This is a genomic window from Pedococcus cremeus, from assembly GCF_900111375.1.
GTDB classification, from domain to species: Bacteria; Actinomycetota; Actinomycetes; order Actinomycetales; family Dermatophilaceae; genus Pedococcus_A; species Pedococcus_A cremeus.
Genome location: NZ_FOHB01000004.1, coordinates 156,241 through 169,622, shown reverse-complemented (window position 1 = coordinate 169,622; position 13,382 = coordinate 156,241). Strand labels below are relative to the sequence as shown.

General features: G+C 71.7%; 14 protein-coding genes. 5 read left to right on the top strand and 9 right to left on the bottom strand.

The genetic code is table 11. From position 1 onward, the window contains the following. Window positions 1-8 precede the first annotated feature (8 nt). On the bottom strand, window positions 9-959 hold the full coding sequence (locus BMW78_RS09325) for a hypothetical protein (protein ID WP_091758605.1): 951 nt from the start codon (window positions 957-959) through the stop codon (window positions 9-11). A 119-nt stretch (window positions 960-1,078) separates the two neighbouring features. Between BMW78_RS09325 and purM the strand changes: the two genes are divergently transcribed. Next, the gene (purM, locus tag BMW78_RS09320; protein WP_091758603.1) at window positions 1,079-2,194 is read left to right on the top strand and encodes a phosphoribosylformylglycinamidine cyclo-ligase; all 1,116 of its coding nucleotides are present in this window, start codon (window positions 1,079-1,081) and stop codon (window positions 2,192-2,194) included. A gap of 104 nt (window positions 2,195-2,298) precedes the next feature. Further along, window positions 2,299-2,664, top strand: a complete 366-nt coding sequence (locus BMW78_RS09315) for a hypothetical protein (protein WP_143056201.1) — start codon at window positions 2,299-2,301, stop codon at window positions 2,662-2,664. Window positions 2,665-2,675: 11 nt separating this feature from the next. Here the strand turns inward: BMW78_RS09315 and BMW78_RS09310 are convergent, their stop codons facing one another. From BMW78_RS09310 to BMW78_RS09295, 4 genes are all read right to left on the bottom strand, one after another. Continuing rightward, complete coding sequence (locus BMW78_RS09310) at window positions 2,676-3,233, bottom strand: cysteine hydrolase family protein (protein WP_091758599.1); 558 nt, start codon at window positions 3,231-3,233, stop codon at window positions 2,676-2,678. Further along, complete coding sequence (locus BMW78_RS09305) at window positions 3,233-4,726, bottom strand: purine-cytosine permease family protein (protein WP_091759126.1); 1,494 nt, start codon at window positions 4,724-4,726, stop codon at window positions 3,233-3,235. Before BMW78_RS09305 ends, BMW78_RS09310 begins: the two co-directional genes overlap by 1 nt. Before the next feature lie 202 nt (window positions 4,727-4,928). After that, complete coding sequence (locus BMW78_RS09300; RefSeq protein WP_091758597.1) at window positions 4,929-5,126, bottom strand: DUF3073 domain-containing protein; 198 nt, start codon at window positions 5,124-5,126, stop codon at window positions 4,929-4,931. Window positions 5,127-5,380: 254 nt separating this feature from the next. Further along, window positions 5,381-6,547, bottom strand: coding sequence for a Glu/Leu/Phe/Val dehydrogenase dimerization domain-containing protein (locus BMW78_RS09295; protein WP_091758595.1), 1,167 nt, complete (start codon window positions 6,545-6,547; stop codon window positions 5,381-5,383). Between the two features lie 193 nt (window positions 6,548-6,740). Between BMW78_RS09295 and BMW78_RS09290 the strand changes: the two genes are divergently transcribed. After that, on the top strand, window positions 6,741-6,929 hold the full coding sequence (locus tag BMW78_RS09290) for a BldC family transcriptional regulator (protein ID WP_091758593.1): 189 nt from the start codon (window positions 6,741-6,743) through the stop codon (window positions 6,927-6,929). A 135-nt stretch (window positions 6,930-7,064) separates the two neighbouring features. Here BMW78_RS09290 and BMW78_RS09285 read toward each other — a convergent pair whose 3' ends face one another. The 3 genes from BMW78_RS09285 to BMW78_RS09275 form a co-directional block, all read right to left on the bottom strand. Then, window positions 7,065-7,769, bottom strand: coding sequence for a DUF6766 family protein (locus BMW78_RS09285; RefSeq protein ID WP_091758591.1), 705 nt, complete (start codon window positions 7,767-7,769; stop codon window positions 7,065-7,067). Between the two features lie 82 nt (window positions 7,770-7,851). Then, complete coding sequence (locus BMW78_RS09280) at window positions 7,852-8,268, bottom strand: hypothetical protein (RefSeq protein ID WP_177180332.1); 417 nt, start codon at window positions 8,266-8,268, stop codon at window positions 7,852-7,854. A gap of 49 nt (window positions 8,269-8,317) precedes the next feature. Beyond that, window positions 8,318-10,000, bottom strand: coding sequence for an ABC1 kinase family protein (locus BMW78_RS09275; protein WP_091758589.1), 1,683 nt, complete (start codon window positions 9,998-10,000; stop codon window positions 8,318-8,320). Window positions 10,001-10,505: 505 nt separating this feature from the next. Between BMW78_RS09275 and BMW78_RS09270 the strand changes: the two genes are divergently transcribed. Further along, window positions 10,506-10,898 (top strand): helix-turn-helix domain-containing protein, encoded by a 393-nt coding sequence (locus BMW78_RS09270; protein WP_091758587.1) that lies wholly within the window; start codon window positions 10,506-10,508, stop codon window positions 10,896-10,898. A gap of 4 nt (window positions 10,899-10,902) precedes the next feature. On the opposite strand, the gene BMW78_RS09265 is transcribed toward BMW78_RS09270, so the two are convergent. After that, on the bottom strand, window positions 10,903-11,472 hold the full coding sequence (locus BMW78_RS09265; RefSeq protein WP_177180331.1) for a 1-acyl-sn-glycerol-3-phosphate acyltransferase: 570 nt from the start codon (window positions 11,470-11,472) through the stop codon (window positions 10,903-10,905). Window positions 11,473-11,670: 198 nt separating this feature from the next. Here BMW78_RS09265 and BMW78_RS09260 point away from each other — a divergent pair, with 198 nt between their 5' ends. Further along, window positions 11,671-13,371: a long-chain-fatty-acid--CoA ligase gene (locus tag BMW78_RS09260; protein ID WP_091758583.1), complete on the top strand. Its 1,701-nt coding sequence runs from the start codon at window positions 11,671-11,673 to the stop codon at window positions 13,369-13,371. The last annotated feature ends 11 nt before the right edge of the window (window positions 13,372-13,382 follow it).

Below are 13,382 nucleotides of genomic sequence, written 5' to 3'. Positions count from 1 at the left end.
CGGCGTTCTTACCTCGACCGGGGATCAGGGGTCGTCGGAGGCGGGGCCGGGGTGACGGCGTTGGGGGAGGGGCTCGGAGACTCGCTGCGGTCGACCACGTGCCACAGCTCGATGGTCTGCAGCACCCAGTAGACGGCGAACTCGGCGATGAGCAGCGCCTCGAGCCAGAAGAGCCACTGCACGAAGCCCGGCACCGCCCAGTGGGCCACGAGCACCCCGACGAAGGTGCCGAGCATGGCCAGCCCGACGGCCGTGTAGCGGTTGGCCGCCCGGCGGACGGACGGCCTGCCCGACTCGTGGCGCACATCCGCGCCGGAGTGGGTGGCCAGGCCGAGGGCATTCATGCCGACCACGACCACGATGCCCGCGAAGAGGGCGATGGCCGCCACGTCGTGCCCGTGGTCGCGCACCGCGTCGTGCCAGGTGACGAACACGAACGGGAAGACCACGACGGCCACGCTGGAGAACACCAGTGGCCAGACCGACAGGCCGCCGCCGCGCCCGCGGGGGGCGGTGCGGGAGCGCAGGAACCACGACACGGCGGTCAGGGCGATGCCGGCGGCATACAGCGCCCACACGTTGTTGGTGACGGCGGCGTCGAGCTCCGCCGGTGACGGCACGTTGCTCGCCGGGCAGGTGGCGTCGACCTGGGTCGGCACGAAGGCCACCACGAACGCGAGCAGGCCCGAGGCGTTCAGCGCGATGTCCTCGCCGTCGGTGTTGCCGCGGTAGACGATGAGGCAGGCGCCGATGGCGCACAGGCTCGCCACGAAGACGGCCCGGGCCGGTGTGTAGTAGTAGGCGCTGACCGAGCGCTGCCAGCAGTCGGGGTCTGGGCTGAAGACCTGCAGCGTGACGGCGGCCGCGAGCAACAGCACGAGGAGCACCATGCCGACGCGCAGGTACCGGTAGGTGCTGAGGACGCTGCCCGCCTGCCGTGTCACCATGCCCGTCGCCATGTCAGCCCCCTCAACCGCGGGCGAACGCCTGTCACCGCAGGTATACGACCCTTCCTGCCGGCTGTCCACACGGTGCACGCGGCGGTCGGCCGGTGCCGGGAGCCCACTACGCTGGAGCCGTGAGCGAGCCCATCACGTATGCCGCCGCCGGAGTCGACGTCGAGGCGGGTGACCGGGCCGTCGAGCTGATGAAGGCCTCGGTGCGCCGGGCCACCAGGCCGGAGGTCCTCGGTGGCCTCGGTGGCTTCGCCGGCATGTTCGACGCCTCCGCTCTGGCGGGCATGACCCGGCCGGTGCTCGCCACCTCGACCGACGGGGTGGGCACCAAGGTCGCCATCGCCCAGGCGCTCGACCGGCACGACACCATCGGGTTCGACCTCGTCGGCATGGTGGTCGACGACATCGTGGTCTGTGGCGCCGAGCCGCTGTTCATGACCGACTACATCGCGACCGGCAAGGTCGTCCCCGAGCGCATCGCCGCGATCGTCTCGGGCATCGCGGCCGCCTGCGAGCAGGCCGGCGTGGCCCTCGTCGGCGGCGAGACCGCCGAGCACCCGGGCCTGCTCGACCCCGAGGAGTACGACGTGGCCGGCGCGGCGACCGGCGTGGTCGAGTTCGACGACGTCCTGGGCCCACAGCGGGTGGTCGCCGGCGACGTCGTGCTGGCGCTCGGCTCCTCCGGGCTGCACTCCAACGGCTACTCGCTCGTGCGCCGCGTCGTCGAAGCGGCCGGCTGGGCGCTCGACCGCGAGGTCCCCGAGTTCGGCCGCACCCTCGGCGAGGAGCTGCTCACCCCCACCCGGGTCTACTCCGCCGACCTGCTCCACCTCATCCGCACCGACGGCGTCGACCTGCACGCGCTCTCGCACGTGACCGGCGGCGGGCTGGCCGCCAACCTCGCCCGGGTCCTGCCGCAGGGCGTCTTCGCCCGCCTCGACCGGTCGACCTGGACCCCGCCGCCCGTCTTCACCACCGTCGCTGAGCTCGGCCGGGTGCCGCGCGCCGACCTCGAGCGCACCCTCAACATGGGCATCGGCTTCGTCGCGCTGCTGCCCCGCGAGCAGGCCGACCTGGGCCTGCGCACCCTGGAGGCCCGCGGCATACCGTCGTGGGTGCTCGGTGAGGTCACCGACCTCGAGGGTGCGCCGGTCGAGGACGGCGTCGAGGTCGTGCACGGCGCCAAGGGCGTCGAGGGCGGCGCGGTGCAGGTGGTGGGCGAGCACCCGCTCGCCTGAGCCGGCCCCCGGAGCGGGCCGCCGGGACGGCCCACCGAGGCGGTCAGCGCTTTTGAGTATGCCGCCCCATGCGGCGGCCGCCGCGGGGCGCCGACACTGCTCGGGTGAGGACCAGCTCGGCCGCCGAACGGCGCCACCGCCACGACGTGATGCTCTGGGCGGCAGGCGTGGCCTGGGTGGGTGCCCTGGCCGTGGTGCCGGCAGCACTCTTCCTCGACATGGGGCTGCGGTTCGTGTTGGCGCTCACTGCCGTCTTCACCCCTGAGCTCGCCAGCGCCGACCCCTCGGGCTGGGTGTTGGCCCTGGCCTTGACAGCGATGGCCACCTGCCTGCTGGCAGCCCTGGGCTGCGCCTGGGTGCTCTCCGGTGCACGGGGCTCGGCCGCTCCCGCCTGGCTGGTGGGCAGCGGCTCAGGCCTGCTGGGATGGGCCGCCGGGGCCGCGGTGACCTGGCTCGCGCTCACCTACTGACTGGCCGGCCGTCAGTGGCCGACGCTGGCGGCGACGAGCTCCTCGGTCGTCGTGAACGAGACCAGCGGCTGGTAGAGCGCCATGACGTCGAGCGCCTTCTGGTGGGCACCGTCGGTGGAGCCGGCGCAGGCGTCGGTCACGACGGTCACCGACGCGCCGGCGTCGGCAGCCGGCAGCACCGTCGACAGCACGCAGCAGTCGGTGGCCACCCCACAGACCAACAGCTCGGGCTCGGGACCTGTGATGGCGACGAGGTCGTGGTTCCACTTGCCGAAGGTGTGCGCCTCGACGCTGTGCTCGACGAGCGGCCGCAGGTCCTCGGTGATCCGGTAGAGCGGGTCGGACGCCGGCTGCAGGGCCCAGCCGAACGTCTCGTAGTAGCCCCTCCACGCGCCGGTCGGCTCCAGCGGCGCCACGAAGCGGGTGAAGACGGTGCGGTCGCTGCCGTGGGCCTCGACCAGCCGGGCGATCCGGCGAGCCGCCTCGTGGAACCGCGGGGTCACCCACCCGCTGTCGGGGTCGCCGAAGACGTTCTGCATGTCGATGACGACCAGCCACGGCCTGCTCATCAGGAGACCTCCTGCGCCGCCCTGACGTCCTCCACCGCGAGGTCCTCCTGGCGCCGCACGGTGCCCCGGCGCAGCGCGGCATACGCCACGAACGCCAGGACGAGGGAGACGAGGACTCCGAGCCCGGCATACGCCCAGTCGCCCTCCTTGCCGCCGAGACCGAGGGGACCCAGGAGGTAGCCCTGCCACTGGAGCCAGCCTGCGCTGGTGTTGGTGACCAGGCCCCAGCCGACGAGCGAGCACAGCAGCATGAGCCCCACCGCGAACCAGCTGACGTCGCCGTACCGGCCACGGCTGTCGAAGAGGGCGGGCTCGTCGTAGTCGCGCCGGCGCAGCACGATGTCGGCCATCACGATCCCCGCCCAGGCGGCGATCGGGACGCCGAGGGTGATGAGGAAGCCCTGGAACTGCGTCAGGAACGTCTCACTCGCCACAAACACGACGTAGAACGTGCCGAGCGTCAGCAGCACGCCGTCGACGGCCGCGGCAGCCGGGCGGGGGACCGGCAGCCCGAGCGAGAGGAGCGTGAGCCCCGAGGAGTAGATGCCCAGCACGGCCCCGCTCACCAGGCCCAGGACGGCGACGACGAGGAACGGCAGCAGGAACCACGTGGGCAGGGCCGCTGCCAGCGCCCCGATGGGGTCGGCCGCGATGGACTTCTTCAGGTCGGGGGAGGAGCCGGCCAGCAGCAGCCCGAAGACGACGAGGATGACCGGAGCCAGCGAGCCACCGACCGTGTTCCAGACGACGACCTGCGAGCCGGGGGTCTGGCGCGGCAGGTACCGCGACCAGTCGGAGGCGATGTTGACCCAGCCCAGGCCGAACCCGGTCATGACCATGACGAACGCGCCGAGCACCGCCGTCGCGGACCCGCCCGGCAGGGCGCTGACCGTCGACCAGCGCACCTCGTCGAGGGTGAAGAGGATGTACAGCACCGACAGGGCCCCGGTCACCCAGGTGAGCACCGACTGCAGGCGCATGATCACGTGGTAGCCCATGACGGAGGCGGCCACGACCAGCGCCGCGACGACGACGGCCGCCAGCACCTTGGTGGTGGTCCCGCCGCCCCAGCCGAGGCGGGTGAGCACCGTGGCGGTGGCCAGCGTGGCCAGGATGGCCAGCACGGTCTCCCAGCCGATCGACAGCAGCCACGAGACGACGCCGGGCACCTTCTGGCCCCGGACGCCGAACGCGGCACGGCTGAGGACCATCGTGGGGGTGGAGCTGCGCTTGCCCGCGATGGCGATGACACCGCACACGGCGAACGACAGCACGACGCCGACGACGCCGACCAGCACCGCCTGCCAGAAGGAGATGCCGAAGTCGAGGACGAAGGCGCCCCAGCTGAGGCCGAACACGGACACGTTGGCCGCGAACCACGGCCAGAACAGGTCGCGTGCCCGGCCGGTGCGCTCGGACTCCGCGATGACCTCGATGCCGTTGGTCTCGACCAGCCGGCGCTCGCGGTCACTCAGGACGGAACTGGTGCTCATGGCCGCAGCGTGCCAGACCGTCCGGTTGCGCGCGCAGCACGACACTCGTGGGGGCGTGCGGGGTGAGCGCGCAGCATGACACCTGCGCAGGCGACCGTCCTCAGCGGAGCGCTGCGGCGCACGACCTGCGTGCACCGCAGCGCCCGACGAGCTCACACGGGCTCAGGCCCGAGCATGAGGTGACGATGGGTGGTGAACCAGGTCAAGCCTGGCTCGACGTCCACTTCCCGTAGTCGTCGTAGTCGTCGGTCTCGTCGAGGTCGTCGGAGGCTCGCTCCGGCTGCTTGTACGAACCGCCGTGTAGTTCTCGCTCAAGCGCGCTGAGATCGGTGTTCGGAGAGAAGTACTTCAGCTCCCGAGCGACCTTCGTCTGCTTGGCTTTGGCCCGGCCGCGCCCCATGGCGTGACCCCCTCATGCGTCTGCCGGGACGGCATCGCCCAGTCGGAGGACCTACAGTCCTTCGACTCCACGGAGCGGTCCCGGGAATCGTGTATATGTCGTGGTGCTAACGCTACATCAGCGACGCAAGTTTCGCGTCGCTGGTCCTGTCTGGCGGACGGCGTTTCGTCGCCGCCTGCCGCCCACCAGGCGGACGGGTGTCTCGACGCGCGGGCACGCCGCGCGTCGAGACAGGTGGCCGAGCCGGGAGCCCCTCAGCGAGCGGGCAGCCAGATGCCGCCGCGGCCGGCGGCGGCCATCCGCTGCTCGGCGATGTGGTCGGCGGCCGCGGCAGGGGTGATGCCACGCTCGTCGGCCGTGCGGAGCACCTCGAGGGTGTGGTCGAAGATCGCGGTGGCGCCCTTCTTGGCCCGCTCGAAGTCGAAGCCGTGGAGCTCGTCGCTCACCTGGATGACGCCGCCGGCGTTGACGAGGAAGTCGGGGGCGTAGGTGATGCCGCGGGCGGCGAGCCGGTCGGCGGTGCCGCCCTCGCCCTCGTCGACCAGCTGGTTGTTGGCGCCTCCGCAGACGACCTTGGCGGTCAGCGCCTCCACGGTGGCGTCGTCGAGGGCGCCGCCGAGGGCGCACGGCGCGTAGACGTCGAGGTCGGCGCGCACGAGGGCCGCCGCGTCGGCGACGACCTCGACCTGCGGGTACTTCGCCGTCAGGTCGGCCAGCGCCTGCTCGTTGACGTCGGTCACCACCACCGTGGCGCCGTCCTCGACGAGGTGCCCGGTCAGCAGCCGGCCCACCTTGCCCACGCCGGCGATGCCGACGGTGCGTCCCTTGAGGGTGGGGTCGCCCCAGAGGTGCTGCGCGCAGGCGCGCTGCCCCTGGAAGACGCCGTATGCCGTGAGCACCGAGCTGTCGCCGGCGCCGCCGTTGGCCTCGGAGCGGCCGGTCGCCCACCGGGTGGTCTCGCTCACGACGTCCATGTCGGCGACGTAGGTGCCCACGTCGCAGGCGGTGACGTAGCGGCCGTTCAGGCTCTCGACGAAGCGTCCGTAGGCGCGCAGCAGCTCAGGGCTCTTGTCCGTGGCGGGGTCGCCGATGATGACCGCCTTGCCTCCACCGAGCTCGAGCCCGGCGACGGCGTTCTTGTAGGCCATGCCCTTCGACAGCCGCAGCACGTCGTCGAGCGCCGCCTCCTCGGAGGCGTACGGGTAGAACCGCGTCCCGCCCAGGGCCGGCCCGAGCGCCGTGCTGTAGATGCCGATGATGGCTCGCAGCCCGGTGGCCTTGTCGTGGCAGAACACGACCTGCTCGTGCTGGGAGAGAGAGGCGGTCGCGGTGGAGGGCGACGACGAAGGGGAGGTGGCGGACGGCGCTGTGCTGGACGGCGACGTGGCAGACGGCGACGAGGACGACGAGGACGTGGTCACGGTGGTGACTCCTAGAGCTCGGTGGTGCGCGGTGGACGTGGCGCGGGTCGCGCGCCAGTCACAGCGTATTCCCGACAGCAGTGGCTTAGTCGGACTAGTCCCTTTGGGCTATTAACGACCACCCGTGTGGGTTGTTCCGTATGTGCGGCGGTTGTCCGATTATTGAGGTCTGCACTACCCCTGAGGAGAAATCATGGTCGCTCGCCCCACTGAGGCCGAGAAGCTGCTCACCCCTGCCGAGGTGGCCTCGCTTTTCCGCGTCGACCCGAAGACGGTGACCCGCTGGGCCAAGGCTGGAAAGCTGAACTCCATCCGCACCCTGGGTGGCCACCGCCGCTACCGCGAGGCCGAGGTCCGCGCGCTGCTCTCCGACGTCCTCTGACGTCGCGACGCACCGCCGGTTCCTCCACCAGGTCTTCCACCGGACCACGGCTGGCTGCTGGACGCAGGGGACCAGCGCCAGCCGGCCGGGTGGACGACCCCTCGTCATCACTCGCTGGCCGTCACCCGCTGACCGTCAGCCCTGGCTGCCGGTCGACCCGTGCGGCTCACCGACAGGCTTGGACTCCGGTGACCCGCGCTCGCGCAGGTAGATGCTGAGCACCACCATGCTGCCGACGGCGAGGAACTCCGACTGCCAGTTCTGCAGCGTGCGGTTCCAGAAGTCCGGCGCCAGCAGGTAGTCGGTCCAGCCGAGCGGGTCGCTGAGCTGCTGGATCTGCTCGGCGTTGTACGCGCTGTGCCCGGCGACGAACTGCGCCAGCCAGGACAGCACGAAGATGAGGCCCATCGTGAGGCCGAGCGAGTGCGAGTACAGGCTCAACCGCCAGCCGCGCACCTTGGCCCAGGCCGGTGAGTCCGGCTGCGCGTGCTCGGCCACCTTCTGGTCCTCGTCGGACTCGCGCCCCCTCTTGTCCAGCGGCTTGGACTCTGTCGAGCCCTTCTGGAAGAGGTAGATGGTCAGCAGGATGAAGAGCAGGAACTGCAGGTACTCCGACTGCCAGTTCTCCGCGACGTCGACGGCGAACTGCGACGACGTGACGTACTCGACCAGGGTGAAGGTCGGCAGCCCCGAGTCGAGCGCCTGATCGTTGTAGCCCGCCTGGCCGGTGAAGGCCTGCCCCACCAGGGAGAGGAGCAGGATGGCGCCGAAGAAGAGGCTGAGCCCGTTCTCGCGCAGGCGCGGCCTCGTCGGGCCCACCCGTCCCTGCCGCCGCGTCATCGGGCCAGCACCCCCATGGTGATGCAGTACGCCAGGCCGGCGGCGATGAAGACCAGGTATGCCGTGAACATGGGTCGCATCGTCAGCTCCCCTCCACGTCGCAGTCGTAGGGACGGTCGCCGTTCGGGGTGCACCCGGCGGCGGTGACCCGCCACCCGTCGTCGAACCGGGCCAGGAAGACGGTGTCGCGCTCGAGGTGGGCCACGGCGTCCTTGCCGTAGACCTTCACCTCGCGCACCGACCCGGCGTCGTGGGGAACCTTGCTGCCGGGCAGCGCCTGCACGCAGGGGCCGTGCTCGTCCTCGAGCTTGACCCGGGTCTGGGGCGCGAGCAGCCCGCAGGCGGCTGACGGGTCCGACCCGACGTCACGGGCGAAGTGTTCGGCGGCGTCGGCGGCGGGGCGGTCCTCGACCGATCCCTGGCCTGCGCACCCCGTCAGGGCGAGCAGGGCGCAGGTGGCGGGCCACGCGGCATACCGCCTCGCGTTTCTGCTGGTCACGGCCGTGACCATAGCGCCGGTGGCGCGCCGGGGCGCGGAGGGGGCGGGTTCAGAGGCGCGGGTCGCGCGCGCGTCCCTCCTGGCGGGCGATCTTGCGGTCGGTGACGAGGATGGAGGCGACGAGGGCCGCTCCGCCGACGGCCGCGAGGAGGAAGAAGACCATGGCGATGGCGGGGTAGCCGAGGATCCGGGAGCTCGTGGGTACCTGCATCATGAGGGCCGCGCCCACGACCAGGGCGGCGAGCACGACGCCGGTGGTGAGCCGGTTCGCCAGGCGCTGCAGCACGTGCAGCAGGCGGGCCTCGTCGACGGCGTCGACGCGCACCGAGAAGGTTCCCTCCGCCAGGCTCTGCATGACCTTGTTGGCGCGGCGCGGGAAGTTCGCGGTGAACTCCTTCGCGTCGATCGCTGCGGCCATGATGCCGCTCGGGGAGACCCGCATGCCGCTGCTCATGATGTCGGCGACGCTCTCGCGGATGGCCTCGGCGGGTGCGAAGGCGGGGTCGAGGTGCTGGGTCACCTGGTCGAGGTTGAGCAGCGCCTTGCCGACCATGGCCATCTCGGCGGGGGGGCGCAGCCCGTGGGTGCCGGAGAGCCGGCTCAGCTCCACGAGCACGGCACCGGCCTGGACGTCGCCGCCCATGGACACCGAACGGGTCACCAGGGCCGCGACGTCCTCGCGGAACCGGGCGGCGTCGTAGCCCTCGAGCGGGGAGCCCATCGTCGCGAGCACCGTGGCGGCCTCGTCGCCGTCACCGTCCCCGATGGCGAGCAGCAGCTTGACCAGGCTGTCCTGCATGCGTGGGGGCACCGTGGCCACCATGCCCAGGTCGAGGAGGGCGAGCCGCCCGTCAGGGGTCAGCAGGACGTTGCCCGGGTGGGGGTCGGCGTGGAGGAACCCGTCGACGAGGATCATGTGCAGGTAGGCGTTGAACAGGTCGCGCACCAGGGGTTCGCCGTCGACGTCGAGCAGGCCGAGAGGCCCGACGTCGGTGACCTTGCGGCCGGGCACGAAGTCCATGGTCAGCACCCGGCTGCTCGTGTAGTCGGCGACGGGCTCCGGCACGTGCAGGTGCGGGTGGTCGCGGATGAGCGTGCGCAGGCGCAGGAGGTTCGCGGCCTCTCGCTGGTAGTCGAGCTCGGCGGCGAGCGAGCGGCGGAACTGCGCGAGCAGCTGCCCGAAGCCGTAGCGGCGGCCGACGTCGGTGTGGTTGTCGGCGAACTCGGCCAGCTTCGTCAGGGCCTGCATGTCGTCGCGCACGGTCTCGCGGATGCCCGGGCGCTGCACCTTCACCACGACCTCGCGACCGCTGCGGAGGGTGGCCCGGTGCACCTGGCCCAGCGAGGCGGCGGCCAGCGGCGTCTCGTCGAACTCGGCGAACGCGTTGCGGATCGAGACCCCCAGCTCCTCCTCGACGATCTCCCGCGCCTGCTCGAAGGGGAACGGCTCCACCCGGTCCTGCAGCCGCGCCAGGGCCTCGGTGTAGGCGGGCGGGAGCAGGTCGACGCGGGTGGAGAGCAGCTGGCCCAGCTTGATGTAGGTCGGTCCCATGCGCTCGAGGTCGTCGGCCAGCTCCTCGGCGGACTCCACGTCGCCGGTGGGGCGCTCCTGCTCGACGAGGAACTCGTCGAAGCCGGCGCCGGAGACGACGTCAGAGCGGCCGTGGCGGACGAGGAGGCGGGCGAGGGCGGCATACCGGCCCGCGAGGACAGGGTTGAGCGGCGGGGTCATGAGCGCATCATCGCGTGTCGTCTGCCGCCGATCGCGGCACGGTCACCATTGGGGGCAGGAATCGTCAAGAAAGGACCAAAAGGCTGGCCGTGGTGGGGCGGCGCGAGGATCGTCGAGGGTACAGCCGCTGAGGTGGTGAACGCGGGGGGCAGCTTGAGCGAGCAGGCAGCCTCGCCGTCGTCACCGAGGCGCTGCGTTTCACAGCTGTCGCGGGGCGGTGCCCACCCCCACCCAACGCCGCCCCGCGACGCTCCCTCCGGTCCCTCCCGGAGGCCACGCAAGGGACGATGCCGAGGCGCCGTTCGGCCGGGTGGCCCGCTCCACCGTACGGAGGAGCCTCTGCAAAGGGACGGTCACCCTCAGGTCAAGGGACAGTAAAGAACGTTTCTAGCGTGCGTTTGCTTCCGTTGAATGCGTCTAGGTGCACTGGATGCCGGGCCCACCGGGCCGCGGGTCGGAGCACCTTCGCCGGCGACGGGGCAGGCGGACGAGGAGAGGGAGTGCGATGAACCGACTCGGGGCCTACGTACAGGCCGAGATGGACTGGCGCGGCTGGACACTGACGGACCTCACCAAGGCCGCTGGGCTCGACGAGAGCGACCTGATGCCGATCCTCACCCGTGACTGGCTGGCCGACTGGCCGAGCTCGCAGGTCATCGACGCCGTCGCTCGTGCCCTGCACGTGCCGGCGCGCGAGCTGGTGCTGCGGGCCGCCGAGGCGTGCGGCCTGTCCGTCGACGAGGAGGGCCCGGGCGCGAGCCTCGTCGACACCAGCAACGAGGAGCTGATGCGCGAGCTGCGGCGCCGGCTCGCCCTCGGCGCGAGTGCCGGCAACTACATCACCACGGGATCGAGCGCGTGGCTGTCGCTGGTGGCCCCGCGCGAGCAGGTCGGCTGACGGTTCAGCGCCCGGTCCGCAGCTCCTCGCGGAGCCGGGGCTCGGTGCGCAGCTCGGGGTGGATGCCGCGCTTGTCGCGGTAGAACTCGCGGATCTGGTCCATGTCGGCCACGACGTCGGACGTGGCGGTGATGGTCGGTCCGAAGCCTGCGGTGCGGGAAGGCCCGTCGATGAACGCGAGGGCTATGGGGAGCTTCGCCGCGCGAGCGAGTCGCCAGAACCCCGACTTCCAGTAGTCGCCCTTCTTGCGCGTCCCCTCGGCGGCGAGGACCAGCAGGAACGGCTCGCCGCTGCGGGCCTCGTGGACCAGCTCGCGCACGACACTGCCGGGGTTCTCCCGGTCGAGGGGAACGCCGCCGAGCCGGTGCAGCAACCACCCCAGCGGGCCGCGGAAGAGCTCCTTCTTGATGAGCACCCGGGGCGTGACGCCGCCGCGCCACATGATGAGCAGCATCATCACGAAGTCCCAGTTGGACGTGTGTGGGGCTCCCACCAGGACTCCTGTCCGTGGCACCTCTCCCACCGGGGTCCAACGGGCAGCACGCAACACCAGGGACGCGAGACGGCTTCTCATGCACGGACTCCTGAGGCGGTGGGGTGACGGGGCGGTCGTGTCGGCCGAGGCTTCGTGACTCCTGGCAGGGCCACGGCCATCGCCGCGCCCGCGGTTACAACCTACGCGGCTGACGGCTAGTGTCGAAGTGCTGGGCTGTGCAGCCCGCACAGCGCTGGAGGGTCGGCGCCGCAGCCGACTGGAGGGCGGTGGTCGGACGTGGCCGAGCAGCAGTGGCTGAGCAGCTACGCGCCGGGCGTGCCGGCGACGGTGGACGTGCCCGACGAGTCCCTGTTCGACATGATGGAGCACTCCGCTGCCCGCTTCGCGCCGCAGGTGGCGCTCGACTTCTACGGCAGCACGACGACGTATGCCGCGTTGGCGGACCAGGTCGTCCAGGCCGCCGAGGCGCTGCGGCGCCTCGGCGTCGAGAAGGGCGACCGGGTCGCCCTCGTCCTGCCGAACTGCCCCCAGCACGTGGTCGCCTTCTACGCGGTCCTGCGGCTCGGTGGCATCGTCGTCGAGCACAACCCGCTCTACACGGCGGGAGAGCTGAGGCACCAGCTGGCGGACCACGGCGCGGAGGTCGCGGTCGTCTGGGACAAGGTCGTCCCCACGGTGCAGGAGGTCGCTCCGCAGACCTCCCTGCAGACGGTGGTCGCGGTCGACCTCACCGCCGCTCTTCCCCTGGCCAAGCGGCTCATGCTGCGGCTGCCGATTGCCAAGGCTCGTGCCGCCCGCGCTGCGATGACCGGGCCCGCGCCGGGGGCGGCGCGGTGGGAACGACTGGTCAGCCAGTCGCCACCGCTCGACCCGGATCACCCCCGGCCCAGCAGCGGCGACGTCGCGCTGCTGCAGTACACCGGCGGCACCACCGGGACGCCCAAGGGGGCGATCCTCACGCACCGCAACCTGCGGGCCAACGCCCTCCAGGGGCGTGCCTGGGTGCCGGGGCTGGTCGACGGCGAGGAGACCATCTACGCGGTCCTGCCGCTGTTCCACGCCTACGGGCTGACGCTGTGCCTCACGTTCGCCATGAGCATCGGCGCGACGCTGGTCCTGTTCCCGCGGTTCGACGTCGACCAGGTGCTGGAGGCCATGAAGCGACGGGCGGCGACCTTCCTGCCGGCCGTCCCACCGATCTACCAGCGCCTGGCGACGACGGCTCGCGAGCGCGGGGTCGACCTGACGTCGGTGCGCTTCGGCATCTCCGGGGCCATGGCCCTGCCGCGCGAGGTCGCCGACCTCTGGGAGCGGGAGAGCGGCGGGCTCCTCGTGGAGGGCTACGGGATGACCGAGACCTCGCCGGTCGCCCTGGGCAACCCGGTCTCGCAGGCCCGCCGGGTCGGAACCGTCGGCGTGCCGTTCCCCTCCACGGAGATCCGGATCGTCGACCCCGACGACCCGAGCGTCGACCGGGGACCGGGCGAGCGGGGCGAGCTGTTGCTGCGCGGGCCGCAGGTGTTCTCCGGCTACTGGCGCCAGCCCGAGGCGACGGCTGGCGTGCTCCTGCCGGGCGGCTGGCTGCGGACCGGGGACATCGTCGAGATGGCCGCCGACGGCTTCGTGACCGTGGTCGACCGGATCAAGGAGCTCATCATCACCGGTGGCTTCAACGTCTACCCCTCCGAGGTGGAGACGGCGCTGCGCCAGATCGACGGCGTCGCCGACGTCGCCGTGGTCGGCCTGCCCACGGAGTCCGGCGGCGAGGAGGTGGTGGCGGCCGTCGTCCTCGAGCCGGGGTCCCGACTGGACGCCGAGGGGGTGCGGGCAGCCAGCCGCGAGTACCTCACCGGCTACAAGGTGCCCCACCGGGTCGTCATCGTCGAGGAGCTGCCCCGCTCGCTGATCGGCAAGGTGCTGCACCGCCAGGTGCGCGAGTCGCTGCTGTCCCCGGAGGGGACGGCAGCGACCGCGTGACACCGGGCTGA